Source organism: Streptomyces sp. NPDC096079 (assembly GCF_040303145.1).
In the GTDB taxonomy this organism is placed as follows: domain Bacteria; phylum Actinomycetota; class Actinomycetes; order Streptomycetales; family Streptomycetaceae; genus Streptomyces.
In genome coordinates this window covers 127,704-153,443 of record NZ_JBEOST010000016.1, presented here as the reverse complement: position 1 = coordinate 153,443, position 25,740 = coordinate 127,704, and the positions used below count along the sequence as shown (strand labels likewise).

Annotated in this window: 18 protein-coding genes; 6 read left to right on the top strand and 12 right to left on the bottom strand. The window is 76.1% G+C overall.

From position 1 onward, the window contains the following. Nucleotides 1–116: 116 nt before the first annotated feature. The 5 genes from ABTY59_RS27790 to ABTY59_RS27770 all read right to left on the bottom strand — a co-directional run bounded on the left by ABTY59_RS27790 (nucleotide 117) and on the right by ABTY59_RS27770 (nucleotide 8,644). Nucleotides 117–4,784 carry a hypothetical protein gene (locus tag ABTY59_RS27790; RefSeq protein WP_352021773.1) on the bottom strand — a complete coding sequence of 1,556 codons (4,668 nt, stop codon included), beginning with the start codon at nucleotides 4,782–4,784 and terminating at the stop codon, nucleotides 117–119. A gap of 39 nt (nucleotides 4,785–4,823) precedes the next feature. After that, a complete protein-coding gene (locus ABTY59_RS27785) occupies nucleotides 4,824–5,723 on the bottom strand; it encodes a hypothetical protein (protein ID WP_352021772.1) in 900 nt (299 codons plus the stop codon). After that, nucleotides 5,720–6,271 (bottom strand): hypothetical protein, encoded by a 552-nt coding sequence (locus tag ABTY59_RS27780; RefSeq protein ID WP_352021771.1) that lies wholly within the window; start codon nucleotides 6,269–6,271, stop codon nucleotides 5,720–5,722. The genes ABTY59_RS27785 and ABTY59_RS27780 overlap by 4 nt, the downstream gene beginning before the upstream one ends. Further along, nucleotides 6,268–7,812, bottom strand: a complete 1,545-nt coding sequence (locus ABTY59_RS27775; RefSeq protein ID WP_352021770.1) for a hypothetical protein — start codon at nucleotides 7,810–7,812, stop codon at nucleotides 6,268–6,270. Before ABTY59_RS27775 ends, ABTY59_RS27780 begins: the two co-directional genes overlap by 4 nt. 127 nt (nucleotides 7,813–7,939) lie before the next feature. Then, complete coding sequence (locus ABTY59_RS27770; RefSeq protein WP_502995432.1) at nucleotides 7,940–8,644, bottom strand: GntR family transcriptional regulator; 705 nt, start codon at nucleotides 8,642–8,644, stop codon at nucleotides 7,940–7,942. Between the two features lie 163 nt (nucleotides 8,645–8,807). On the opposite strand from ABTY59_RS27770, the gene ABTY59_RS27765 reads away from it, so the two are divergent. The 4 genes from ABTY59_RS27765 (at nucleotide 8,808) to ABTY59_RS27750 (ending at nucleotide 12,431) form a co-directional block, all read left to right on the top strand. Further along, entirely contained in the window at nucleotides 8,808–10,088 is a 1,281-nt protein-coding gene (locus tag ABTY59_RS27765) for an MFS transporter (protein WP_352021768.1), read from the top strand. 101 nt (nucleotides 10,089–10,189) lie between these two features. Beyond that, nucleotides 10,190–10,954, top strand: coding sequence for a LamB/YcsF family protein (locus ABTY59_RS27760; protein WP_352021767.1), 765 nt, complete (start codon nucleotides 10,190–10,192; stop codon nucleotides 10,952–10,954). Then, nucleotides 10,951–11,571 carry a 5-oxoprolinase subunit B family protein gene (locus tag ABTY59_RS27755; RefSeq protein ID WP_352021766.1) on the top strand — a complete coding sequence of 207 codons (621 nt, stop codon included), beginning with the start codon at nucleotides 10,951–10,953 and terminating at the stop codon, nucleotides 11,569–11,571. Before ABTY59_RS27760 ends, ABTY59_RS27755 begins: the two co-directional genes overlap by 4 nt. After that, on the top strand, nucleotides 11,568–12,431 hold the full coding sequence (locus tag ABTY59_RS27750; protein WP_352021765.1) for a 5-oxoprolinase subunit C family protein: 864 nt from the start codon (nucleotides 11,568–11,570) through the stop codon (nucleotides 12,429–12,431). Before ABTY59_RS27755 ends, ABTY59_RS27750 begins: the two co-directional genes overlap by 4 nt. A gap of 81 nt (nucleotides 12,432–12,512) precedes the next feature. On the opposite strand, the gene ABTY59_RS27745 is transcribed toward ABTY59_RS27750, so the two are convergent. The 6 genes from ABTY59_RS27745 to ABTY59_RS27720 all read right to left on the bottom strand — a co-directional run bounded on the left by ABTY59_RS27745 (nucleotide 12,513) and on the right by ABTY59_RS27720 (nucleotide 21,779). Beyond that, nucleotides 12,513–16,106, bottom strand: a complete 3,594-nt coding sequence (locus ABTY59_RS27745; protein WP_352021764.1) for a hydantoinase B/oxoprolinase family protein — start codon at nucleotides 16,104–16,106, stop codon at nucleotides 12,513–12,515. After that, nucleotides 16,103–17,155, bottom strand: a complete 1,053-nt coding sequence (locus ABTY59_RS27740) for an SGNH/GDSL hydrolase family protein (RefSeq protein WP_352021763.1) — start codon at nucleotides 17,153–17,155, stop codon at nucleotides 16,103–16,105. Before ABTY59_RS27740 ends, ABTY59_RS27745 begins: the two co-directional genes overlap by 4 nt. Continuing rightward, nucleotides 17,152–18,294, bottom strand: a complete 1,143-nt coding sequence (locus ABTY59_RS27735) for a glycosyltransferase (protein WP_502995431.1) — start codon at nucleotides 18,292–18,294, stop codon at nucleotides 17,152–17,154. Before ABTY59_RS27735 ends, ABTY59_RS27740 begins: the two co-directional genes overlap by 4 nt. A gap of 38 nt (nucleotides 18,295–18,332) precedes the next feature. Then, entirely contained in the window at nucleotides 18,333–19,454 is a 1,122-nt protein-coding gene (locus ABTY59_RS27730) for a glycosyltransferase family 4 protein (protein ID WP_352021761.1), read from the bottom strand. Between the two features lie 257 nt (nucleotides 19,455–19,711). Continuing rightward, the gene (locus tag ABTY59_RS27725; RefSeq protein WP_352021760.1) at nucleotides 19,712–21,127 is read right to left on the bottom strand and encodes a HEAT repeat domain-containing protein; all 1,416 of its coding nucleotides are present in this window, start codon (nucleotides 21,125–21,127) and stop codon (nucleotides 19,712–19,714) included. A gap of 259 nt (nucleotides 21,128–21,386) precedes the next feature. Next, nucleotides 21,387–21,779, bottom strand: a complete 393-nt coding sequence (locus tag ABTY59_RS27720) for an ankyrin repeat domain-containing protein (RefSeq protein ID WP_352021759.1) — start codon at nucleotides 21,777–21,779, stop codon at nucleotides 21,387–21,389. 307 nt (nucleotides 21,780–22,086) lie between these two features. On the opposite strand from ABTY59_RS27720, the gene ABTY59_RS27715 reads away from it, so the two are divergent. Next, nucleotides 22,087–22,281, top strand: coding sequence for a hypothetical protein (locus tag ABTY59_RS27715; RefSeq protein WP_015032212.1), 195 nt, complete (start codon nucleotides 22,087–22,089; stop codon nucleotides 22,279–22,281). Nucleotides 22,282–22,318: 37 nt separating this feature from the next. Next, complete coding sequence (locus ABTY59_RS27710; RefSeq protein WP_352021758.1) at nucleotides 22,319–24,061, top strand: hypothetical protein; 1,743 nt, start codon at nucleotides 22,319–22,321, stop codon at nucleotides 24,059–24,061. Between the two features lie 76 nt (nucleotides 24,062–24,137). Here ABTY59_RS27710 and ABTY59_RS27705 read toward each other — a convergent pair whose 3' ends face one another. Further along, complete coding sequence (locus ABTY59_RS27705) at nucleotides 24,138–25,640, bottom strand: SCO1417 family PLP biosynthesis transcription factor (protein WP_352021757.1); 1,503 nt, start codon at nucleotides 25,638–25,640, stop codon at nucleotides 24,138–24,140. Nucleotides 25,641–25,740 lie beyond the last annotated feature (100 nt).

Here is a 25,740-nt window from a genome sequence, read left to right as displayed (position 1 = left end):
ACGGAAGAGCGGCCCGGTCCCCCGAGGGGGCCGGGCCGTTCGCCGTCGTCATCCGGTGGCGGGGCTCAGGCCTCGACCGGCCGGGCCGTTCGCCGTCGTCATCCGGTGGCGGGGGCCTACGCCTCGACCGACCGGGCCGGTTCGTCGGACTGGTGGCGGCGGAACATCCGGGTCGCCGTGATCTCGCCGTGGATGGTCTCCCCCTCCGCTCCGGGCTGCGGCAGCCCGGGACGCAGGTGCTCCTCCACGCTGATGTACTTCAGACCGGCCCGCAGGTCCGCGTCGTTGCGCAGCCGGATCACCAGCGGGAACTCGGCGAGCGCGGTCGTGTCGAACAGGCCCGTCGTGTAGAGGAGCTGGACGCCCAGCGCGTCCGACACGGCCCGCTGGAGCTCCAGGAGGTACGTGGCGTTGGCGCGGCCGATGGGGTTGTCGAGGAACAGCGTCCCCGCGTGCCGGTGCTTGTCGCGGCCCCGGTCGTTGGAGCGGAGCGCGGCCATCGTGCAGTACAGGGCGATGGCGGCGGTGAGCAGCTGGCCACCGGAGAAGACGTCGCCCATCTGCCCGACGGGGACCCGCTCGGCGCGCAGCACCGCGTCCGGCTTGAGGATCTCGACCGAGACGCCCTTCGGTTCCAGCGCCGCCTGGACGCCCCTGAGGAGCAGCGACATGCCGTCGCGCCGCAGGTCGGAGTTCTTCTTGACGGCGGCGCGGGTCGCCTCGTCGACGACCTCGCCGAGCCGCTCGGCGAGCGTGGCCTGGTCGGGCTCCTCGAAGCGGATCCGCAGGAACTCCTGGCCCGACCACTCGCCCAGGCCCTCGGGGAGCCGGGACAGCCGCTGCGCGGAGCGGAGCGTCGTGAGCGAGGACTCCACGAGACCGCGCAGCCGGTCCACGATCGAGTCCCGGTTGCGCTCCAGCTGCTCCAGCTCGTCCGTCAGGACCCGCAGCCGGGGCGCGAAGGCCTCGGCCCACTTGGCGGCGTGCTCGGGCAGCGCGGACGCCGGGAGTTCGCGGATCTGCTGGCGGGCGGGCGTCCTGACCTGCTCGTAGCGCGTGGAGTTGGCGTGCCGGACGAGGATGTCGCTCGCCTCGCGCACGGCGGCGTCGGCGGCGGACAGCTCGGCGGTGCAGCCGCGCAGCGCGCGCCGCGCCTCGGCCGCCACCGTACGGGCCTCCTCCAGGCTGCCCGGATACGGCTCGGTCTCCTCCCGCTCCTCGTCCACGTGGTCGCGCAGCAGGTCCCGCAGCAGGGCCGCGGTCTCGTCGAAGCCGCCGGCGGCGTCCTCGGCGGCCCGGTGGTCCCGGAGCAGTCCGGCGTGGGCGGCGCGCGCCGCGTCCAGGGCGTCGGTGCGGGAGGCGAGTTCGGTGGTGGCGGTACGGAGCAGGGCCTGGGCCCGCTCGGCGTCGGCGGGCACCAGCTCCTCGGGCAGCTCGGTGTGCGCCTCGCCGTCCTCGGGGGCCAGGCGCTCGGCCTCGCCGCGGAGCCGGCCGAGCTTCTCGCTGGCCTCCGACGCCCGGGTCTCCAGCATCTGGACCAGGGCCTCGGCGCGCGCGGCGGCCGCCTGCCGGGACGGGCCGTCGGCGCCGTCGGTGGACTCGAGGAGCTGTTCGGCGCGGGTGCGGACCTTGTTGGTGAGGCGGTCGAGCTCGGCGAGGGCGGCGGACTCGTCGCTCTCGGCACGGGCCTGCTCGGCGCGCAGGTCGGCGCCGACGCCGACCTTCTCGTACACCTGGGAGGCGGCCCGGTAGGCCTCGCGGAGGGTGGGCAGCGCGGCGCGGGGCGCGCCCGGCTCCTCCTCCGGGAGGTTCTCGGGGGCGCCGGCGATCTCGGCGCGCTCGGCCCGCAGGGCGCGGGCGGTGCGGTGGGCGTCGTCGGCGGCGCGCTGGGCGGCGCGGCGGTCCTCGTCGGCGGCGCGGGCGCGCTCCAGGCAGGTCTGGGCGCGGGCCTCGGACTCGGTGGCGTCGTCGGCGAGTTCGCGGAGCTTGGCCTGCCAGGCGGAGCGCTCGCGCAGGCGGAACGCGAGGCCGGCGAGCGCGTCGGCGGCCCGGCGGGCGCGCTGGGCGGCCTCCTGGCGCTCGTCGCGGAGCCGGGCGGCCTCGGCGGCGACCTCGTCGGTCTCCGCGCGGGCGGTGCGGGCCTCGTCGAGGGCGGCGGCCGCGGCCTCGGCGGTCTCGCGGGCGGTGGTGGCGACGGACGCGAGCTCGGCGAGCATCCCGAAGGGGCAGTCGGCGCGCCAGGCGCCGATGCGGGAGGCGAGGGCCCGGTCGCCGGCGAGGCGGGCGGCGAGGGCGCGGATGTCCTCGTCGCGGGCGGTGGCGCGGGCGCGCAGCGCGTGCCGCTCCTCGTCGGCCGCGTGCTCGTCGTGCATGGCCGGGTTCGGCGGGACGAGGAAGACCCCGCCGTCCTCCGCCGCGTCCCGGGAGGGCACGGGGGCGAGCAGGGCGGCGGCGGTGCCGACCGCGACGGCGGAGCGGGGCAGCAGGGCGGCGGTGCCGAGGACCTCGCGGGCGCGTCCGTACGAGACGGGGTCGGTGATGACGACGCCGTCGACGAGCTCGGGGCGGGCGGCGAGGACCCGGGCGTGGTCTGCGGGGTCCACGGACTGGGCGAGGTAGCGCCAGCCGGGGAGCGCGGGGATGCCGTGCTCGCCGAGGTACTCGACGGTGGCGAGGACGTCGGGGCCGGGCGGCAGCAGGCCGCCGTCGCCGAGGGCGCCGAGGATGCGGGAGTCGTCGGCGGCGGCGGTGCGCAGGTCGAAGAGCTGCCGCTCGGCGGAGGCGACGGCCTGGTCGAGCAGACCGCGCAGCTCGTCGGCGTACCGGTCGAACTCGGTGACGGTGAGCGGGCCCTGGGGCTCGTCTCCCGGTCCCGCGTCCTCCTCGGGTTCGGCGTCGGAGGCGGTGGCGGCGCGCTGACCCGGCAGCGGGGAGCGGGAGGACGGGAGGCTGAGGAGCTCCGCGAGGCGCTCCTCGGAGGCGAGGGCCTCGGCGGCGCGGCGCTCCGCGTCGTAGGCGTTCCCGGCGGCTTCGGCCGCGTCCGCGGCGCGGGCCGCGGCGAGTTCGGCGCGGGACTCGGCGCCGGCGGCCTCACGGGCGCGCTCCGCGGCGGTGCGGGCGGCCTCGCGGGCCGTGTCCCAGGCGGCGACCGTCGTCTTCTCGGCGTCGCTCGCGGCGAGCGCGGCACGGGCCGGGTCGGCGTCGGGGGCGGTGTCGTCGAGCCAGCCGGCCCGTACAGCCTCGGCGGTCTCCTGCTCGACCTCGGCGAGCCGCTGGCGCAGGTGACCGGCCTCGCTGCGGGCCCGCTGGGCCTCGGTGGCGGCGGTGGTGGCGTCGCGGTGGGCGGTCTCGCCCGCCTCCTGGAGGGCGGTGGAGCGCTCCTCCTCCTCCGCCGCGTGACGCTCGCCCTCCTCGGCGGCGGCGGCGAGGGCCCGGACGAGATCGGCGGCGGCCTCGGCGCGGGCGGCCAGGGCGGGGGCAGCGTCGCGCTCGGCCTCGCGGATGGCGGCGGCCACGCGCGCGGAGCGGTCGCCCGCGGCCCGGTGGCGGAGCACCGCCTCGGCGGCCTGCCAGGCGGAGTGCAGGGTGCGGGCGTCGGTGAGTTCGCGGCGCTGGGCGGCGGCGCCCTTCTCGGCGGCGGTGAGCGCCAGGGAGGCGTGCCGGTAGGCGAGTTCGGCGGCGATGAGGGAGCTGCGGCCGCGGGCGGTCTCGGCCTCGGCGACGGAGTGCCCGGCCGAGGTGACCCGCTCGGCGAGTTCGGCGGTACGGCCGCGTTCCTCGGCGGCGCGGGCGGAGAGCCGGCGGGCGAGGGTGCGGGTGCGGCGCTCGGCGGCGGTGTGGACCTCGCGCGCGTGGGCGCGGGTTCCGGCGGCCTCGACGATGCGGCCGAGGAGGTCGACGGAGCCGGCGGTGAAGTCGCGCTCGGCGGTCAGTTCGGCGCGGCGGCCGAGCTTGTTGCCGAAGCCGCCGACGAGGTCCGCGAGGCCGTCGGTGTCACGGGTGTCGGTGACGGCGCGCAGCAGCAGGTCGGTGAAGTCGGAGTCCTTCTTGACCGCGAAGAGACCGGCGGCCTCGCCCTCGTCGGCGTTCATCTCGCGCTGGTAGCGGAAGAGTTCGGGGTCGAGGCCGAGGTCGCCGAGGTGCTCGTTCCAGCGGTCGTGGATCTCCTCCCAGACGACCTCCAGGTGCGGGTAGGCCTTCCCGGCCTCGGTGAGGGCGTCGCGGAAGCCCTTCATGGTGCGGCGGCGGCCGCTCGCGCCGGAGGCTCCCTCGACGGGCGGGCGGACGGAGGTCGCCTCGGCGACGGGGAGGTTGTCCAGGCTGAGTCCGGGGCCGGGACGGAAGGAGTACCAGGCCTCGGCGAACTTCCGGGGGTCGTTGGAGACCTGACGGCCGCGCCACTCGCTGGCCTTGCCGACGACGACGAGTTCGCCGGTGAGCGTGTGCTGCCACTCCAGGGCCACGTGGCCGCAGTCGTCGGCGAGGAGGAACTTGCGCAGCACGCCGGAGCTGGCGCCGCCGAGGGTGTTGCGGTGGCCCGGGAGCATCACGGAGAAGATCAGCTTGAGGAGGACGGACTTGCCGCCGCCGTTCTCCAGGAAGAGCACGCCCGCGGGGGCCGGGCGGCGCGGCGGGCCGACCGGCTCCTCCTCGAAGAACTCCGCCTGGGTGGGGGCGGGGTGGGGCACGGGCGCGCCGACTCCGCGCAGGTCAAGGACGGTGTCGGCGTAGCGTGCGCCGGCGGGACCGATGGAGTAGAGGCGGACCCGGGACAGCTCGTACATGCGGCGGACTCTCGTCGTCTCGTTCGGGTGGTGCGCGGGTTACGCGTGGAAGGGCAGGCCGGCGTCGGCGGCGAGTTCCAGGTCGTCGCCCTCGGGCGGCGGGAGGAGGGTCGCGGAGCCGTCGCTGACGGGGACGACGCCGAGTTCGAGGAGCTCGGCCATGGCGGCGGAACCGGCCATGTCGCGCACCTGGAGCTGGTAGCGCGCGGTGGTGCGGTACGAGCCGCCGCCCTCGTCGCCGGTGCGCTGGAGGAAGCCGGAGTCGGTGAGGAACGCGGCCGCCTTGCCGACGATGCCGGTGGTGGAGCCGGCGAGGCGGCGGGCGTCCTTGGTGGCTCCGGTGGCGCTGCGGCGGGCGTAGATCCGCCAGGCGGCCTCCAGGCCGGGGGCGTCGGAGGCCGGGTCGGTGTTCTCGCCCTGTTCCTCGGCGCGCTGCTCCAGACGCAGACAGGCCTGGCGCACGAAGGCGTCGACGCCGTTGACGGTGAGCCGGCCGATGTACGCGTCGTCGGCGAGGTCCTCGGGCCGGGGGAAGGCCATGGCGGCGACCGCGAGGTGGGCGAGGCCGTGCAGGAAGCGGTCGGCGGAGTCCGTGGAGGCGCGGCGTGCGTAGTCGCCCATGCGGACGGCGAAGACGGAGTCCTCGCCCGCGGTGACGGCCATGCCCGCGCGCGGGGACACCTCCAGGACGACGAGCCCGAGGCCGGTGGCGACGGCGTCCGCGAGGCGCGCGAAGGCGGGGTCCTCGCGGTAGCGGCGCAGGAGTTCGGTGTACTCGGCGTCGCGGGCCGGGAGCAGCTTGGGCTGGAGGCCGAAGGAGACGAGCCGGGCCGCGTCGGCCGCGTCCGCGGGGGTGACGGAGCCGGAGGAGGCTGCCGGGGGCTGCGGGGGCTCCTGCTCGCTCCACGCGTCGGCGTGCTCGGCGTGGGTTTCGCTCACGGCTGGGGCTCCTCGGTACGGCTCTCGGTCGGTACGGGTCGGGGTACGGGCAGCGGGACGGGGGTGACGGCCGCGGCGGCGGGCCGGTCGGCGGGGGTGGGCGGCTCGTCGGTGAGCCGCACGGCCCGCACGGACGGCAGGCCCTGCCGCCGCGTCGGCGGGGTACGGGCCGGCTCGGGCACCGGGACGGACCCGAACCGCGGCCGGCCGGCCGCGGGAGCGTCGGCCTCGCGCCGGGGCGGGCGCGGGCTCCGGTCCGCGCCGGGGGCCTCGCCGGGCTCCTCCGGTACGGACGCGGCGGCCGGCTCCTCGACGGGCTCGGCGACGGGGGCCGGGACGGCGGGCTCCACCGGAGCGGGCACGGCCGGGACGGCGTCCGCCAGTTCTGCGGTGGCCGGGACGGCGTCCGCCAGTGCTGCGGTGGCCGGGACGGCGTCCGCCGGAGCGGGCACGGCCGGGACGGCGTCCGCCAGTGCTGCGGTGGCCGGGGCGGCGGGGCCGTCGGGGGCGGCGGCGGTCGGCGGGGCCGGGGGGACGAGGGGGGTCACGTGGCCTCCGTACGGTCCGCGGCCATGCCCACCGCGTCGAGCAGTGCCGTACCGACGATCAGGTCGGCGCCGCCGAATTCGGGGTCGTCGAGCGGGGTGCCGTCGTCGACGGCGAAGAGGAGGCGCTCCTCGCCCTGGCGGTAGGCGGTGCCGACCGGCGGGCTCGCCGCGTGGACGGCGAGCAGGGCGACGAGGTACGGCAGGTCGGCGTCGAGGCGGCGGGCCTCGGCCAGCAGGCCGGAGAGGCGGCGCGGGGCGTCGTGCTCCAGGTCGAGCAGGCGCATGGCGCTCGCGAGCTGTTCCTCGCTGAAGCGGGAGTCGTCGGGGGTGGCGATGAGGTCGGGCTCGGGCATCTCCGCGCCGAGGTGCTCGCGCTCGACGGGCGGGGTGAGCAGCAGGTCGACGAGGTCGCCGAGGCGGACGGAGGCGGGGGTGCGCAGTCCGGTGCCGTGGGCGAAGAAGGCGTCGGTGACGCGGGTGGCCCGCTCGACGGGGAGCGGCAGGACGGGGGCGACCAGCTGCCCGTACAGATCGAGTCCGGTGTACGCGGTGGGGGCGGCGAAGGCCTGGCGGTCCTGCTCGGCGCGGAAGAGCGGCCCGGCCTCCAGGAGGCGGGACTGGAGCTGGGTGTGGCGCCGGATGCAGTCCTTCACTATGTCGACGAGCTCGGCGGCGCGGCGCTTGTGCTCGGCCGTCTTGGCGTCGGAGGTGGCCTCGGCCTCGTCGCGGGCCTTGCGGATGTTGGTGAGGATCGCGTTCTCGTGGCGGTAGCGGTCGGCGACGTGGTCGAGCGCCTCGGCGATCATGTCGGGGACGGTGTGGAGCCAGTCGACGGCGCGGACGTTGCGCCGGGTGGCCTCCAGGGTCTTGCGGAGGGTCTCGGCGTACTGCACGGTCCGGTAGCGCGCGTGCTCGGCGGCGAGCTGGGCGTCGGCGAGCCTGCCCCGGTTGATGAGGACCTCCAGCTTCACCTCGGCGGCGATCTGGGCGCTGGTGACGTCGGTGTCGAGTGCTCCGACGAGGACGTTGACGGCTTCGTCCGTGGTGCGGAGGTAGACGCCGCCGCCGTACCCGGGGACCTCTTCGATGAGCTTGAAGTCGTAGTCCCTGCGGACGTAGACCCCGTCGGTGCCGAAGGTGCCGTAGACGGCGCGGAAGCCGCGGTCGACGCTGCCGACGTTGATCAGGTTCTCCAGGACCCACCGGGCCACGCGCTCGTGCTCGGCGGCGGGGCGGGTGGGGGCCTGGGCGGCGACGCGGGGCAGCAGGCGGGAGACGATCTGCTCGTGGTCGGCGCCGGTGTCGAAGTCCATGTTCAGCGTGATGAGGTCGATCGCGGCGAGGGCCACCTCGGCCATCGCGTAGACCGTGTACTCGCCGGCCAGGTTCGCCTTGCGCGCGTCGAGGTCGTGCAGCGGGGCGGTGCACGCGAGCGCGCGGAGGCGCCGCGCGAGCCCTTCGTCGGCGGCCGGGCCCTGCGCGGGGCGCGGCCCCGCGCTGAGCTGGGGCGGAGCGAGGTCCGTCGAGGCAGGCGAAGTCACGGTGCACAGATTAGGTCCTCACCATGACAACGGTCGAAACGGCGCAGATGCGACCGGCACCCGGACAGGCCCCAGGGGGCGTCCCGCCGATCACGCCGCGAGCCCGGTCCGCTCGGCGAAGGGCCCCCTACGGGGCGGCCGGATCGTCGACGGCCTGGGCGTAGGCGGCGGTGACCCGGGTGCGGGAGTCGTCGAGGTAGCGGGCGAGGAGGCGCTCCGCCGAGGCCCGTTCACCGGTCCGCAGGGCGTCCAGAATCTCCCGGTTTCGTCGGAGATAGGGCTCGTGCAGCGCGCGCGGGTCGTCGACGACGTGGAAGGCGAGGCGGAGTTCGGCGAGGACGCCGCGCATCAGTTCGTCGGTGCGGGCGCTGCCCGCGAGGGCGACGAGCTCGCGGTGGAAGTGGATGTTGGCGGTGGAGACGCCCGTCCAGTCGTCGGCGCGGGCCGCGGCCTCGCCCTCGGCGACGGCGGCGGCGAGGCCGGCGACGGCGAACGGGGGCTGCCCCAGGCCCCGCACGACGGCGCATTCGACCAGCCGCCGGGTGCGGTAGATGTCGTCCACGTCACCGACGGCGAGGACGCGGACGAAGACGCCCCGGTTGAGCTCGTGGACGAGCAGGCGCTCGTGGGTGAGGAGGCGGAACGCCTCCCGGAGTGTGTTGCGGGACACACCCAGGGCGCCGCCGATGCTCTCCTCGGAGAGCCGCGCGCCGGGCGGGAAGTAACCCTCCGCGATCCGGTTGCGCAGGATGTCCGCGACCCGCTCCGCGGTGCTGGTGCGCCCGAGCAGCACCCGGTCGTCCGCCAGCCCTCCGGTCCCGCTCACGTCCACCGTCGCCTCATCCCTTCCTCACGTCCGCGGCCGAGTCAACCGCAGAAACGGGGAAGCGACAACATGCCTCTTGTCGGATCGTTGAACAATCCTCTACCTTGACGGCACCGCACGGTTCCTCAGTACGTCTCTCAGGCACGCCTCCCACTCCCGCGAGGTGCAGATGAGCACGACACAGACCCGGCAGCACTCCCAGGGCGAACGACCCGACGACACGGGCGCGTTCGCCTGGCTGCGCGGCCTCGGGCCCCGCGGCCGACGCGCCTTCGGCGGCGCTTTCGGCGGATACGCCCTGGATTCCTACGACTTCTTCACCCTGCCCCTGTCGATGGTGGCCATCGCCGCCTTCTTCCATCTGGACAAGGGCCAGACCGGCCTCCTGACCACCGTCACCCTCGTCGTCTCGGCGGTCGGCGGCGCCCTCGCCGGCGTCCTCGCCGACCGCGTCGGCCGGGTCCGGGCCCTGATGATCACGGTCGTCACGTACGCCCTGTTCACCGTGGCCTGCGGCTTCGCGCCCAACTACGAGACCCTGCTGGTCTTCCGGGCGCTCCAGGGCCTCGGCTTCGGCGGCGAGTGGGCCGTCGGCGCGATCCTGGTGGCCGAGTACGCCTCCGCCCAGCACCGGGGCCGCACGCTCGGCGCCGTCCAGAGCGCCTGGGCGGTCGGCTGGGCGCTCGCGGTCCTCGTCTCCACCCTGGTGTTCCAGTGGGCGGACGCCGACCTCGCCTGGCGGATCCTGTTCTGGACGGGCGCGCTGCCCGCGCTCCTCGTCGTGTACGTCCGGCGGAACGTCGAGGACGCGCCGCAGGCGACCGAGGCCCGCCGGGCGGGCGCCGGACGCGGATCGTTCCGGGCCGTGTTCGGTCCCGGGCTGCTGCGCACCACGCTCTTCGCGATCCTGCTGTCGACCGGCGTCCAGGGCGGCTACTACACGCTCGCCACCTGGGTCCCGACCTTCCTGAAGGCCGAGCGCGGCCTGACCGTGGTCGGCACCGGCGGCTATCTCACCCTGCTGATCTCCGGTGCTTTCACCGGCTATCTGACCGGCGGCCACCTCACCGACCGGCTCGGCCGGAAGAGGAACATCGCCCTGTTCGCGGTGCTGTCCGCGGTGTGCGTCCTCGCCTACACCCACCTCCCCGCCGGGGCGAACACCCTGCTCCTGCTGCTGGGATTCCCGCTCGGCTTCTGCATGTCGGCCATCTTCAGCGGCTTCGGCTCCTTCCTCGCCGAGCTGTACCCGACGGCGGTCCGCGGCACGGGGCAGGGGCTCACGTACAACACGGGCCGCGCCGTCGGAGCGGTCTTCCCGACCCTCGTCGGCTTCCTCTCCGAGAGCTGGGGCGTGGGCGGGGCGCTCGTCTTCGGCGCCGTCGGCTACGGCCTGGCCGTCCTGGCCCTGCTCGGGCTGCCCGAAACGCGCGGGAGGGAACTCGCATGAACGGCACGGCGGTTCCCGCGTCCCGCACCACCACCACCACCACCACCACCGCACCGCCTTCGCACCACCCCCGCACCACCAGGTGAGAGAGGAAACACCCCATGACCTGGGTCCCGATCGATCTCAACGCCGACCTCGGCGAGGGCTTCGGCCGCTGGACGCTGACCGACGACGAGCGGCTCCTGTCCGTCGTCACCAGCGCCAACGTGGCCTGCGGCTTCCACGCCGGGGACGCCGCCACCATGCGGCGGGTCTGCGAGCTCGCGGCGGCGCGCGGGGTACGGATCGGGGCCCAGGTGTCCTACCGCGACCTGGCCGGCTTCGGACGGCGCGCGATGGACGTCCCCGCGGCGGAGCTGGCCGCCGAGGTGGCCTACCAGATCGGCGCCCTGGAGGTCTTCGCCCGGGCCGCGGGCTCCCGGGTCTCGTACGTGAAGCCGCACGGCGCCCTCTACAACCGGGTGGTCCGGGACGCCGAGCAGGCGGCGGCGGTCGTCGACGGGGTGCTGCTCGCGGACCGGACGCTGCCCGTCCTCGGGCTGCCGGGGTCCCGGCTGCACGAGGCCGCGGCGGCGGCCGGGCTCCCGGTCGTGACCGAGGCCTTCGGCGACCGGGCCTACCGCGCGGACGGCTCCCTGCTGCCACGGGGGCAGGAGGGGGCCGTCGTCAGCGACCCGGACGAGGTCGTCGAACGGTCGGTTTCCATGGCCCGGTTCGGGGTCGTCACCGCGCACTGCGGCACCTCCGTCGCCGTCCGGGCCCGCTCGCTCTGCCTGCACGGGGACACCCCGGGCGCGGTGGGCCTCGCCCGGCGGGTCCGGGAACGCCTCGAAGCGGCCGGCGTGCGCGTGGAGGCCTTCGCGTGAGGGTGCTGCGGGTGGGCGACCGGGCCCTCCTGGTGGAACTGGACGACGGGCGGGCGACCGAGGCCCTCCACGCCGAGCTGCTGCGGCGCCGGGCGGCCGGCGCGCTGCCCGGCGTGCGGGAGATCGTGCCGGCGGCGCGGACGGTGCTCCTCGACGGGGTGGACGACCCGGGGCGGCTCGCGTCCGAACTGACCGGCTGGGAGCCGGCGCCGCTCCACGCGCGCGTGGGCGGGGCCGTCGAGGTGCCGGTCCGCTACGACGGCCCCGACCTGGCGGACGTGGCCGCGCTCTGGGGCGTGTCCGTGGAGGCGGCCGTACGGATCCACACGGCGGCCGAGTTCCGGGTCGCCTTCTGCGGGTTCGCGCCCGGCTTCGGGTATCTCACGGGGCTCGGCGAGCGGTACGAGGTGCCGCGCCGGGCCACACCGCGCACGGCCGTGCCCGCCGGTTCGGTCGCCCTGGCCGGCCCGTACACGGGCGTGTACCCGCGCTCCTCACCGGGCGGCTGGCAGCTGATCGGCACGACGGACGCGGTCCTCTGGGACGCCGACCGGGACCCGGCCGCGCTGCTCGCGCCCGGGACGCGGGTCAGGTTCACGGCGGAGGGCGGGCGGTGAGCGACCGTGCCTTCGCCGTGGTCCGGGCCGGGGCCCTGACCACCGTGCAGGACCTGGGGCGCACGGGGTACGCGCACCTCGGCGTGCCCCGCTCGGGCGCTCTCGACCCGGCCGCCGGGCGCCTCGTCAACCGGCTCGTCGGCAACGCGGAGGACGCGGCCGTCCTGGAGACCACCGTGAACGGGTGCGCGCTGCGGCCCCGGTGCGCGGTGACCGTCGCGGTGGGCGGTGCGCCCTGCCCGGTCCGGGTGGACGGCCGTCCGGCCGCCTGGGGGACGGGCGTCCGGGTCGGCGCCGGTTCCGTGATCGAGGTCGGCGCGGCCGTGCGCGGACTGCGCTCGTACGTGGCGTTCGGCGGCGGGATCGCCGTCCCGCCGGTGCTCGGCAGCCGCTCCACCGATCTGCTGTCGGGCCTCGGCCCGGCGCCGCTGGCGGACGGGGCGGTACTGCCGCTGGGAGCGGCCACGGCCGTACGGGGGTCGGTCGACGCTCCCCCCTGGCCGGGCCCGCCGGACGCGCTCGTCCTGCGGGTCCGGCCGGGTCCCCGGGACGACTGGTTCACCGCTGCCGCCCTGCGCGCCTTCACCACGCGCGCGTACCGGGTGTCCCCGGCGAGCAACCGGATCGGGCTGCGCCTGGAGGGCCCGGCCCTGGAGCGGGCCGTGCCGGGCGAGCTGGCCAGCGAGGGGATGGTCCTGGGCGCGGTGCAGGTGCCGCCGGACGGGCGCCCGGTGGTGTTCCTGGCGGACCACCCGACGACCGGGGGCTACCCGGTGGTCGCGGTGGTGCGGGAGGCCGATCTGGGCGCGGCGGCGCAGGCGGTCCCGGGGACGCCGGTGCGGTTCGTACCGGGGCGGTGAGCGGTCGCAGGGGCGGGGCCGTGCGTGTGCACGCGGGCCCGTGCCGTGAGCGTTCACAGGGGCGGTGGGCACCGTGAGCGTTCACAGGGGCGGTGGGCCGTATCCCCCGCCGCCCGGGGTGCGCAGGACGAGGACGTCGCCGGGGCCCACCTCCGTGGTGGCGGCGCCCTCCAGGTGTTCGACGGTGCCGTCGGCGCGTTCCACCAGGTTCTCGCCGAGGGCGCCCGTCTCGCCGCCCGCCATCCCGTACGGGGGGACCCGGCGGTGCCCGGTGAGGAGGGCCACCGTCATCGGCTCCAGGAAGCGCAGCCGGCGCTCCACGCCGTGGCCGCCGCGCCACCGGCCGCGCCCGCCGCTGCCCTCCCGTACCGCGAAGGCGTCGACGCGGACCGGGTGGCGCCACTCCAGGATCTCGGGGTCCGTGAGCCGGGAGTTGGTCATGTGGGTCTGGACGGCGTCGGCTCCGTCGAAGCCCTCCCCGGCGCCCGAGCCGCTGGCGACGGTCTCGTAGTACTGCACGCGCGCGTTGCCGAAGGTGAGGTTGTTCATGGTGCCGGAGCCCTCGGCCTGGACGCCGAGGGCCGCGTAGAGCGCGCCCGTGACGGCCTGGGAGGTCTCGACGTTCCCGGCGACGGTGGCCGCCGGAGACTCGGGGGCGAGCATGGAGCCGGGCGGGACGCGGACCTCCAGGGGCTCCAGGCAGCCGCTGTTGAGCGGGATGTCCTCGTCGACCAGGGTGCGGAAGACGTACAGGACGGCGGCCGTGACGACGGCGGTGGGCGCGTTGGCGTTGCCGGGCAGCTGGGGCGAGGTGCCGGTGAAGTCGAGGACGGCGGAGCGGCGTTCGCGGTCGACCCGCACGGCCACCTGGATCACCGCTCCCCCGTCGGTCTCGTAGCGGTACGCGCCGTCGTCGAGGCGCGCGACGATGCGCCGGACGGACTCCTCGGCGTTGGCGCGGACGTGCCGCATGTAGGCCTGGACGACGTCGAGGCCGAACTCGTCGACCGTGCGTCGCAGTTCCTCGATTCCCTTCTCGTTGGCGGCGATCTGGGCGCGGAGGTCGGCGAGGTTGGTGTCCGGGTCACGGGAGGGGTGGCGGGCGCCGGTGAGCAGGGCGCGGGTCTCGGACTCGTGGAGGCGCCCGTCGCGGACGAGCAGCCAGTTGTCGAAGAGGACGCCCTCCTCGTCGACGGTCCGGCTGAAGGCGGGCATGGAGCCGGGGGTGATGCCGCCGATCTCGGCGTGGTGCCCGCGCGAGGCGACCAGGAACCGCAGTTCGTCCCCCGTGTCGTCGAAGACCGGGGTCACGACGGTGACGTCGGGGAGATGGGTGCCACCGTGGTAGGGGTCGTTGATCGCGTACACGTCGCCGGGCCGCAGGTCGTCCGCGCGCCGGCGCAGCACCTCCTTGATGGACTCCCCCATGGAGCCGAGGTGGACGGGGATGTGGGGGGCGTTGGCGATCAGATTGCCCTCGGCGTCGAAGAGGGCGCAGGAGAAGTCCAGGCGCTCCTTGATGTTGACGGACTGGGCGGTGTTCTCCAGGCGGACGCCCATCTGCTCGGCGATGGACATGAAGAGGTTGTTGAAGACCTCCAGGAGGACGGGGTCGACGTCCGTTCCGGCGGCCACGCGCGCGGGGCGGGGGACGACGCGGCGCAGCACGAGGTGGCCCCCGCCGGTGACGGTGGCCCGCCAGCCGGTGTCGACGACGGTCGTGGCGTCGGCCTCGGCGAGGAGCGCGGGTCCGTCGACGGCGTCGCCGGGGCGCAGGTCCTCGCGGCGGTGGAGCGGGGCGTCGTGGGCGGTGCCGGCGCTGTGCATCCGGACGCGGGCCGCGGGGGTGAGGGCGCCGGCGCGTTCCCCGGGGTCCACGCGGACGGGGCCGAGCGGGCCGGCGCTGCCGACGGCCTCGACGGTGACGGCCTCCACGACGAGCGGCCGGTCCAGGGTGAAGGCGTAGCGGGCGCGGTGGACGTCCGTGAACCCGGTTCTCAGCCCGTCCGGGGGCGCGAGGTCGACGGGGAGGCTCGCGTCCGTGCCCGCGTACCGCAGGAGCACGCGCGCGTGCGTGGTGATCGCCGCGTCCGGCAGTCCGTCGGCGCGCAGCTCCTCGCGGGTGCGCTCGGCGAGTTCGGCGCAGAGGTCCGTGACGCGCGCGTGGGTGCCGGGGGCGTCGAGTTCGGCCTCCACGGACCGCTCCCGCATGGCGGTGGCGTCGGCGAGCCCGATGCCGTACGCCGAGAGCACTCCGGCCAGCGGGGGGACGAGGACGGTGTCGACGCCCAGGGCGTCGGCGACGGCGCAGGCGTGCTGGCCGCCGGCGCCGCCGAAGCTGGTCAGGGCGTAGCGGGTGACGTCGTGGCCGCGCTCCACGGAGATCTTCTTGACGGCGTTGGCCATGTTGAGGACGGCGATCTCCAGGAAGCCCGCGGCGACGTCCTCGGGGGTGCGGCCGCCGCCGACCTCCTCGGCGAGCGCGGTGAACCGCTCCCGTACCGCCTCGGTGTCGAGGGGGAGGTCCCCGGTCTCGCCGAAGACGGCCGGGAAGTGGTCCGCCTGCACCCGCCCGAGCATGACGTTGGCGTCGGTGACCGTCAGGGGTCCGCCGCGGCGGTAGCACGCGGGCCCGGGGACGGCGCCCGCGGAGTCGGGGCCCACGCGGTAGCGGCGCCCGTCGTAGTGGAGGACGGAGCCGCCGCCCGCCGCGACGGTGTGGATGCTCATCATGGGCGCCCGCATCCGCACCCCGGCGACCTGTGTACCGAGTTCACGCTCGAACGTGCCCGCGTAGTGCGACACATCGGTGGAGGTGCCGCCCATGTCGAAGCCGATGACCCGGTCGTGCCCCGCCTGTGCCGAGGTGCGGGCCATGCCGACGACGCCACCCGCCGGCCCCGACAGGACGGCGTCCTTGCCACGGAAGTGGGCCGCCTCCCGGAGTCCTCCGTTGGACTGCATGAACATGAGGCGGATTCCGGCGAGTTCACGGGCGACCTCGTCGACGTACCGGCGCAGGATCGGCGAGAGGTAGGCGTCGACGACGGTGGTGTCCCCGCGCGGGATCAGCTTGATCAGCGGGCTGACCTCGTGCGAGCAGCTGACCTGGGTGAAGCCGGCGGCGCGGGCCGCCGCCGCGACCCGGGCCTCGTGCCCCGGGTGCCGGTAGCCGTGCAGGAGGACGACGGCGGCGGAGCGGAAGCCGTCCCGGTGGGCGGCGGCGAGGGCGGCGGCGACGGCGGGCCCGTCCAGCGGGCGGACGACGCCGCCGTGGGCGTCGACCCGCTCGGGAACCTCGATCACGCGCGCGTACACCGCCTCGGGCAGCACGATGTGGCGGTCGAAGAGCCGGGGGCGGTTCTGGTAGGCGATGCGGAGCGCGTCGCGGAAGCCCTCGGTGATCAGGAGCACGGTGGGCTCGCCGCGCCGCTCCAGCAGGGCGTTGGTGGCGACGGTCGTGCCCATCTTGACGACGGCGATCCGGTCGGCGGGGACGGGGTCGTCGGGGGCCAGGCCGAGGAGGAGGCGGATGCCGGCGACGGCGGCGTCCTGACGGCGTGCCGGGTCGTGGGAGAGCACCTTGCGGGTGACGAGCCGCCCGTCGGGCCGTCGCCCGACGATGTCGGTGAAGGTGCCGCCCCGGTCGATCCAGAACTCCCAGCGCCCGGTCATCTCCCCATTGTGGCCGCGAGGGCGGCCGCGAGGGCGTCCTCGGCGCGCGCGTCGAGCGGCGCGCCGCCGGTCCCGTCGGCCCAGTGGCGCAGTTCGGCGCCCGCGAGCAGCAGGAGCTGCGGGAGCAGGTCGCGGCTGCGGCGCAGGACCCAGCCGGTGCCGGCGGTGGCGAGCCAGAGCAGGGCCTCCGTCCGGGTCGGGGGCGGCTGCGCGGGCTCCGGCGAGGGCGGTGCGCCCTGGGCGAGCCCCCGGGCCGCGAGGAGCCGGTGGAAGCCGGCGGCGACGGCCCGGTGGCCGCGCTCGCCGGGGTGGAGCCGGTCGGCGCTCCACAAGGTGCGGTCCTCGGTCCAGGCGGGGTCGGCCAGGTGCAGGTGGACGGCTCCGTACCGGGCGGACAGGGCGTGCACGACGGCGTTCACGGAGCGCTGGCGCCGGGCGAGCGGGCGCGCCAGGGGCGGCGGCAGCCCGAGCATCCGGCCGGGGTCGGGAAGACAGGCCGTCAGGAGTACGGCTCCGAGGGCGTCGAGGTCGGCGCACACCCGGTCGAGGCGGCGGGCGAGGGCCACGATGTCGAAGCCGTGGCGCAGGGTGTCGTTGACGCCCACGACGACGGAGGCGATGTGCGGCCGGAAGGCGAGGGCGCGGGGGGCCTGCGTCTCGGCGACGTCGGCGCTGAGCGCCCCGCTGACGGCGAGGTTGAGGAAGACGGTCTCCCGCGTCGCCGTCGCGGCCCGCTCCGGCCCCCGCACCTCCCCGGCCCGCTCCGGCCCCCGCACCTCTCCGGCCCGCTCCGGCCCCGGCGCCGCCCCGGTCCCCCCGGCCGCGAGGCCCTCGGCGAGCAGCGCCGCCCACCCGCGCCAGGCGCCGTCGACCCGGTCCCCGACGCCCTCGCTGAACGAGTCCCCGAGCACGACGAACCGCGGGGGTCCGGCAGCCGGGACCTGCGGGGGCCCGAGCGCCCCCGGCGGGGCCTCGGGCCGCCGCGCCCGGACCACGGCGGTCCCGGTGGCCGTCGCGCCCGGCGCCGCGCCCGCCGTCTCCCGTGTCATCGGCGGGCCTCCTCCCGGACGAGCGGCCGGCCGGCCGACAGGGCGTCGTGGGCGTGGAGGAAGGCGGTGACCGCGCGGTCCCAGGTGAAGCCCTCCGCACGCGCGCGTGCGGCCCGGCGGCGGGCGCCCTCGGGGACCGCCAGGACGCCCCGCACCCCGGCGGCGAAGGCGACCGGAGTGTCGGCGGCCGACGCCCCCGCCGTGCCCACGACCTCGGGCAGGGCGGACGAGGCGCTGACCACGACGGGCGTCCCGCAGGCGAGGGCCTCCAGGGCCGAGAGGCCGAAGGTCTCCGCGGGCCCCGGGGCCAGGCACACGTCGGCCGACGCCTGGAGGTCGGCGAGGGCCTCCCGGTCGGCGACGTGCCCGAGGAACCGCACCGGGAGGCGGCGCTCGCGGGCCCGCCGTTCCAGGGCGCCCCTCAGCGGCCCGTCCCCCGCGACCACGAGCGCCGCCGCGATCCCCGCGTCCCGCAGCTCCTCCAGGGCGTCCAGCGCGGTGCCCGGCCACTTCTCGACCGAGAGGCGCGAGCACATCAGGAGCAGCACCCGCTGCCCGTCGGCGTGCCGGGCCCGCAGCACGGTGCTGCGGCGGCCGGGCCGGCAGCGCTCCAGGTCCACGCCGAGCGGAGCCCGTACGACGTTGCGCGCCCCGATCCGTACGAACTCGCGCTCCGCCCACTCGGTCGTGCAGACGATCCGCGCGAACGCCCAGGCCGTCCGGCGGTTGAGCCGGTCCGCGGCGCGGGCCGCGAGCGCGGGCGGCACGCCCCAGGTGCGCAGCACGCCGTCCGCCGTCTCGTGGGAGACCATCACCGAGGGCACGCGCGCGCGTCGGGCCCATTCGCCGGTCCACCGCAGGGTCGTGCGGTCGGAGACCTCGATCCGGTCGGGTGCGAGGTCGTCGAGGAGGCGGCGGATCCGGCGCCGGTCGGCGAGGACCCGGTAGCCGCCGGTTCCGGGCAGGACGGGTCCGGGCAGCGTGATGACCCGGCCCTGCTCGGTGTGGTGGTCGCTCGCGACGTCGCCGGGGACGACGAGGACGGGCTCGTGGCCGGCTGCCCGATAGCCGCGGCCCAGCTGGTCGAGGGCGGTGCGCAGGCCGCCCGAGGTGGGCGTCACGAAGTTTGCGAGCCGCACGATCCGGAGCCCCGGGCCGCGGCCCGTATCCGCGCCGTTCACGCCGCCACCGCCGTCCGCTCGCGCAGCACCTCCAGGTAGTGGCCGATCAGCTCGTCGCCGAGCGCCTCCCACGTGCGCCCTTCGACGGCGGCCCGGCCCGCCGAGCCCTGGGCGGCGCGGGTGGCGGGCGAGGCGGCGAGCGCGGCGACGGCCTCGCGCAGCGCGTCCGGGTCGCCCGGGGGCACGAGGAGTCCGGTGCGGCCGTGGTCGACCAGGTCCAGGGGGCCGCCGGCGGCGGGGGCGACGACCGGGACCCCGCTCGCCATGGCCTCCTGGACGGTCTGGCAGAAGGTCTCGTACGGGCCGGTGTGGGCGAAGACGTCGAGCGAGGCGAAGATCCGGGCGAGCTCGTCACCGGTGCGGCGGCCGAGGAAGCGGGCACCCGGCAGGGCGGCCCGGAGGGCGGGGCCGCTCGGCCCGTCCCCGACGACCACGACCCGGACGCCGGGGAGCGCGCAGACCCCGGCGAGCAGGTCCACCCGCTTCTCGGGGGCGAGCCGGCCCACGTAACCGACGAGCAGCTCCCCGTCGGGGGCGAGGTCGTGGCGCAGGGCGGTGTCGCGCAGTCCGGGGCGGAAGCGGACGGTGTCCACTCCGCGTCCCCAGAGCCGGATGCGGCCGATGCCGTGGGCCTCCAGGTCGCGCAGGGCGGCGGAGGACGGGGCGAGGGTGCGGTCGGCGGCGCCGTGCACGGCGCGGAGGCGGCGCCAGGCGGCGCCCTCGCCGGTCCCGACGTACGTGCGCGCGTAGCCGGCGAGATCGGTCTGGTAGACGGCCACGGCGGGTATGCCGAGCCGGGCGGCGGCGGTCATGCCGCGCACGCCGAGGACGAACGGTCCGGCGAGGTGGACGAGGTCGGCGCGGTGGGCGGCGATGGCCGCGGCGACCCGGCGGCTGGGCAGGGCGACCCGTACCTGGGGATAGCCGGGCAGCGGGAGGGAGGGCACGCGGACGACGGCGCAGGGGGCGTCGGCGTCGGCGGCCGGGTCGGCGACGGCGGGGGCGATGACGAGCGGGGTGTGGCCCCGCCGGACGAGGTGGCGCGCGGTCTGCAGGGCGCAGTGCGCCACACCGTTGACGTCGGGAGGGAAGGATTCGGTGACGATGACGACACGCATACGGGTGTTGTCGTCGCACTCGGCGTGTCCCCGCCAACGTGGATCTGGACGGGGAGGGAACGTCCCATGAGCGTTTCCCCGAGAGTGTGCGGGCGGGCACCGGGCGCGGACGGCGCACCGGCCCCCGGGGCGGGGCCACGGTCGGCGGGGTCTCCGCCGCAGGCCGCGCCGCCCCGGGGGCCGGGTGGCGGGTGGCTCGGGTGCGCGAGGTCGGGCCGGGAGGGGTTGGTCGGACCTGTCGCTGCCCCGGAGCCGGGTCAGACCTGGAGGTCGGGCCCTATCCGGTTGCGCACCGCCGTCTGGACCTCGACCTCTTCGGCCGGGTCCGCGGCGAGGCGGCGCAATCGTTCGGCGACGCGCACGTCACCGGTCTCGGCGTGCTGGGCCGCGACCTCGCGGGTGGTCTCCTCGCAGTCCCAGAGGCATTCGACGGCGAAGCCGGTCGCGAAGGTGGTGTCGGTGGCCGCGAGGGCGCGGGCGACGCGGCCGCGCAGCTGCGAGGAGGTCGTCTCGCGGTAGACGTGGCGCAGCACGGGCGCCGCGCAGGTGATGCCGAGACGCCCTGCGCCGTCGACGAGGCAGGCGAGCTCGGGGGCGTCGGGGCCCGCGGAGCGCACGGTGTCGCGCACGGCGCCGAGCACGAGTCCGGCGTCCTGGGCGGTGCCGCGGCAGGCGAGGACCTCGGCGGCGGCCGTGCCGAGGGTGTCGGTGCGCCGGACCCACGCGCGGGCGCGGGCGACGGCGTCGTCGCCGCACATCCGCCGGTAGGCGGCGACGGCGGCGTCGGCGACCTCGCGGGAGTCGCCGTCGGCGGCGGCCTCGACGAGGTCGAGGACGGCGGGGTCCCGTGACTCGGCGAGGTGGTGCAGGGCGGCGCCGCGGGCGCCGGGCGCGCCGTGCCGGGCGGCGGCGAGCAGCTCGGGCCGGTCCTCGGGGCCCGCGACGGCGGTCAGGCAGCGGGCGGCGGGGCCGTGGAGGGCGGCGCCGCGCTCGTAACCCTCCTGGGCCCAGTCGAGGACGGCCTTGACGCTCCAGCCGGGGCGGGGCCCGGAGGGGCGCATCTGGCGCTGCCAGCGGTCGAAGGAGCCCTGTTCCCGGGCGGCCCGGACGCGGGCGCCGACGGCCTCGCGCGGGTCCTCGGCCCACAGCCGCCAGGGGCGCGGCTCGAAGGCGTCGCGCACGACGGCGGCCAGCTCGGCGTCGCCCTCCGCGTCGGCCGGGAAGCGGGCCAGCACGGGCAGGGCGAGCGCGCGGAGTCCGGCGTCGTCGTCGCGGAGGGCCAGCTCGTCGAGGGCCCAGGCCCAGTTGTCGCCGGTCGCCGCGTACCGCCGGAGCAGCAGCAGGGCGTCCTGGCGTCCGTAGGAGGCGAGGTGTCCGAGGACGGCGAGCGCGAGCCCCGTCCTGGACTCCTCGGTGTCGAGGTGGTCCTCGGCGGCGAAGAGGTGCGCCTCGATCTCTTCGAGGCCTCCGTGGAGGTCCAGGTAGAGGCGGGCGTAGTAGAGGGAGCGGTTCTCGACCTGCCAGTCGTGGCGGGGGTCGTCGAGAACGCAGTGGTTGAGGGCCGCGAGGGCCTCGGCGCGTGGCGCGGCGAGCGCGTGCAGGGTGCCGTCGCCGCGGCCCCGCTGCAGCAGGCCGAGCAGGGTGCCGCTCGGCGCTATGACTGGATCGAACATGGGAAGACGCCTCACATCAAGCTGTCGACACGACCGGGGGATACCGGGGGCAACCCGGTCGGGCGGTTCATCGCCCGTACGCCTAGGCCGTGCGGCAACATTCGGGGCCGCCCGTCGTCGTCTTTCGCCTGCCAGTGACCATCTTCCTCAGCCTCTCGTCGGTGGCCCGTTTTGCCGGGCCCGACGTCATGATGACCCACCCATTTCGCCACCGCGACCACATTTACGGCGCTACTCCCACCTGGGGTTCAGCCGCCGTTCACCTGGATCCGAAGAGCTCCAGGAGTTCGGCCTTGCCGAACATGCGGGCGGTGTCGAGCGCGGACGGAGTCCCTGCCTCCGGATCGGCGCCGCCGGCGAGGAGGGCGCGGACGACGGCGTCCTCCCCCTTGAAGACGGCGCCGGCGAGCGGGGTCTGGCCGCGGTCGTTGGGGCGGTCGGCCTCGGCGCCGCGCTCCAGGAGGGCGGTGACCGCGGCGGCGTGGCCGTGGTAGGCGGCGAGCATGACGAGGGTGTCGCCCCTGTCGTTGGTGAGGTTCGCGGGGACACCGGCGTCGACGTAGGCGGCGAGGGCGGCGGCGTCACCCGTGCGCGCGAGGTCGAAGACCTTGGACGCCAGCTCGATGACCTCGGGCTCCGGAGTCTCGCTCATCGGGTGGGACCGCCTCTCTCCTGCTGTGTCGTCCTGTGCACGGCAAGCGCGGCCGTACGAGTGAATCGACAGGGTACTGCCCGTCCGGCGACATGACCGCGCCCGACCGAGGCAAAGATCACGTCATTCCGTACCGGTCCCACCCCTAGCGCACGCCTGGCATTTCGCCACCCGGCGGGGCGTTCGACGTCCTCCGCTCAAGTGAAATCAGCCGTTTTTCACTCTAATGCACCTTTAGTCACATAGATACTTGCCGTGAACCTGGAAGGACTCATGGTGACTGTCCCCTCAACCAGGAGAACAACCAATGATCCTGTCCATCTCAGGCGTGGTCCTGCTCGGCATCATCTGCTTCCTGTTCTTCAAGAAGGACGGGATGAAGGCCTCGCACGCCCTCGTCAGCGCGCTGTTCGGCTTCTACCTCGCGGGCACCGCCATCGCCCCGAGCATCACGGCGGGTGGCCAGAGCCTCGCCGGTCTCCTGGGCGGGATCAAGTTCTGACGCCCTCCAGTCCCTTCCATCGATTCAGGAGTCCTTCGTGGCCCGGCGACCACTCCCCCGCATTCTGAGCAGCGGCAGCGCACAGATCGCTCGTAGCCGAGAGATCGCGCGCACGGCCGCCGACAGCGCCACCGACGTGCTCCATCCACTGATCACGGTCACCCGTGGTCTGCGGAAGCTGGCCGCGACCGCGCGCGCCAAGTGGGCCGCGACCCCCAAGGAACGGCGTGGTCCCACGCTGATCCTGGTCGCGGCCTGCGTCCTGGTCGTCGCCCTCATGCCGTACGGGCCGCTCCTCGCGCTCGTCCTGCTCATGGGCGCGGCCGCCTGGAAGGGCCGTGAGCGCCCGGTCGTCAAGACCGGGCCCGACGACGCGGAGATCGCCCGGCTCAAGGGCCTGTACGAGGCCCTCGTGCCGTACTTCTCCGTCCCCGACGACCCCGCGCCGCTCTTCGCCCACGGCGGCGACTGGAGCGGCGCCTTCGGGGAGCACGCCTTCGACGAGGACGGACGGCTCACCCGGCTGCGGATCGCGTACCCCCCGTACTTCACCGACGGCGAGCCCGCCGCCCGCGCCCGCATCGAGCAGCTGCTGCACGCCAAGTCGGGACGCGGCCGCGAGTACCGCTTCGACTGGGACGAGGAGGGCAACCGGCTCGACCTGAGCGTGCTGCCCGCCCTGCCCACCACCATCGCCGCCCAGCGCTTCGTCACGGTGCCGGGCGAGACCGTCCTCGGCTTCACCGACGCCGACGCGGTGCAGCGGACCGTGCCCGTCCTCTCGGCGGACGGCACCGAGGACGCGCCGGCCGTCGTCTGGCGCACCGGCCCCCGCTCCACCGAGCCGCACCTGCTCGCCGTCGGCCAGCCCGGCAGCGGCACCACCTCCCTGCTGCGGTCGATCGCCCTCCAGGCCCTCCCGCACGGCGACGTGCTGATCGTCGAGGGCGGCGGCACCGGCGAGTACGCGTGCCTGACCGGACGGGACGGCGTCCTCGCGGTCGAGTGCGGGCTCTCCGGCGCGCTCGCCACCCTGGAGTGGGCGGCGCACGAGACGGAGCGGCGGCTGATCGCCGCGAACCGGGCCCGGCAGGCCGGACAGCCCGCGCCGGAGGACACCCGCCGCCCGTTGTGGATCCTGCTCGACCGGCCCGGCGTCCTCGGCGACCTGGCCGCCGCCGACGGCCGCCCCGACCCTCAGGAGCTGCTCCAGGTGCCGCTGCGGCACGGGCGCGCGGCGCAGGTCACGGTGGTGGTCGCCGAGCAGTTCGACAGCACGGACACGCTGAGCGAGGCGGTACGGACCCACACGCGGGCCCGGATCGTCCTGGGCCCCGCGGCTCCGGAGCAGATCGCGGCCGTGCTCGGCGCCCGGCCGCACACGACGCCGACGCCCGACGTCCCGGCGGGCCGCGGCTACGCCCGCCTGGGCACCGGTCCGGTCCTGCGGCTCCAGGTGCCGGCGACGCCCGACCCGTACGACGACGCGACGAGCGAGGCGCACCGCCGGGCGGTCCTCGAACTCCTCCCGGAGCGCCGCTCGACCGCGGCGGTCGTGGTCCCGCCCGCGCCGACCGCCCCGCCGACGGTCACGGACGCGTCGGTGACCACGGTCAAGACCCCGGCACCACACGCGGTCACGGCCCCGGACACGGTCTCGATCGCGGCCGCTTCGGTCGAGACGGTCCCCGGCGCGGCGCCTGAGCCGGCCCCGGCGCCGCGCACCGAACCGGGCCACGGGCCGGCCCCGTTCCACGCCCCCGTCCCCGCGGAGGGCTGAGGAAGGACGCCGGACGGAGGGAGGGCCCCCACGCGCGCGCGTGGGGGCCCTTTCTCCGTCCGGCGTCCGCGTGACGTCAGGCCACGAACGAGCGCGGAGGCTCCGCGCCACCGCTGCCGGCGCCGGACTCGACCAGGCGGGCCGCGGCGGCCAGCCGGACGGCCGCCTCGTCGGCGACCGGACCGCCGACCGTGAAGGGCAGCCGGACGAAGCCCTCGAAGGCGCCGTCGACACCGAAGCGGGGCCCCGAGGGAACGCGGACGCCGACCCGCTCCCCCGCCTCGGCGAGCCGGGAGCCGGACAGGCCGCCGGTGCGCACCCAGAGCGTCAGACCGCCGCGCGGGACCGAGAACTCCCACTCCGGGAGCTCCCGGCGGACGGCGGCGACGAGCGCGTCCCGGTTCTCCCTGGCCTGCTCGCGGCGGAGGCTCACGGCCTCCTCCCAGCCGCCCGTCCGCATGAGCCAGTTCACGCCGAGCTGCTCGAGGACCGGCGTCCCGAGATCGGCGTACGCGCGCGCGGCCACCAGGGAACGGATCACGTCGGGCGCGGCCCTGACCCAGCCGATCCGCATGCCCGCCCAGAAGGCCTTGCTGGCCGAGCCGACCGTGAGGACGGTGGCGCCCGCCGGGTCGAAGGCGCAGACCGGCCGGGGCATCTCCAGGTCGTCCTCAAGGTGCAGCTCGGCCATCGTCTCGTCGACCACGAGGACCGTGCCGGCGGAGCGGGCCGCCTCGACCAGCTGCCGCCGCTGGTCCTCGTCGGCGAGCGCCCCGGTCGGGTTGTGGAAGTCGGCGACGACGTACGCCAGGCGGGGCGCCGCGTCCCGCAGCACCTGGCGCCAGCGCCCCAGGTCCCAGCTGCCGAGCCCGTCCGCCATGGCGACGGGCACCAGCCGGACGCCGGCGGAGCGCATCAGCTGGAGGATGTTGGCGTACGAGGGGGATTCGACGGCGATCCGCTCGCCGCGCCCCGCGAAGAGGTGGCAGATCGCGTCGATGGCACCCATGGCGCCGGTCGTGACCATGATCTGCTCGGGCATGGTGGGGATCCCGCGCGCGGTGTACCGGTCGGCGAGCATCTGCCGCAGGGCGGGCAGCCCCGCCGGGTAGTCCCCGTGCGTGTGGGCGTAGGGCGGCAGCTCCTCCAGCGCGCCCTGCACGCCCCGGGTCAGCCAGGGTTCGGGCGCGGGGAGGGCGGCGCAGCCGAGGTCGATCATCGAGCCGAGGGACTCCGGGGGCAGCGGTTCGAGTCCGCGCGCGGGCAGCGGGTTCCCGGCGGGCACCGCGGTCCAGCTGCCGGCGCCGCGCCGGGACTCCAGGAACCCCTCGGTGCGCAGCGCCTCGTACGCCGCGGCGACCGTGGTGCGGCTGACGGTGAGCGCGACGGCGAGTTCCCGCTCGGCGGGCAGGCGGGCGGCGACCGGCACGCGGCCCTCCAGGACGAGCAGGCGGATGCCGTCGGCGAGGGCGCGGTAGGCGGGCGGCTTGCGGGCGCCGGGTCCGGCGGGCCGGGGCTGCTGCGCCTGGAGCTGCCGGGCGAGCTGTGCCGGTCCCACCGCCGAAGTCCACTGAGCCATGGAAATCAGTCCACCTTCCTCGAATTGGCCATGGGCGACACCCGATCCCCCGCCACAGAGTGTCATGAGTCAGTCCACTACCACCACCTTGGGGGGCAGT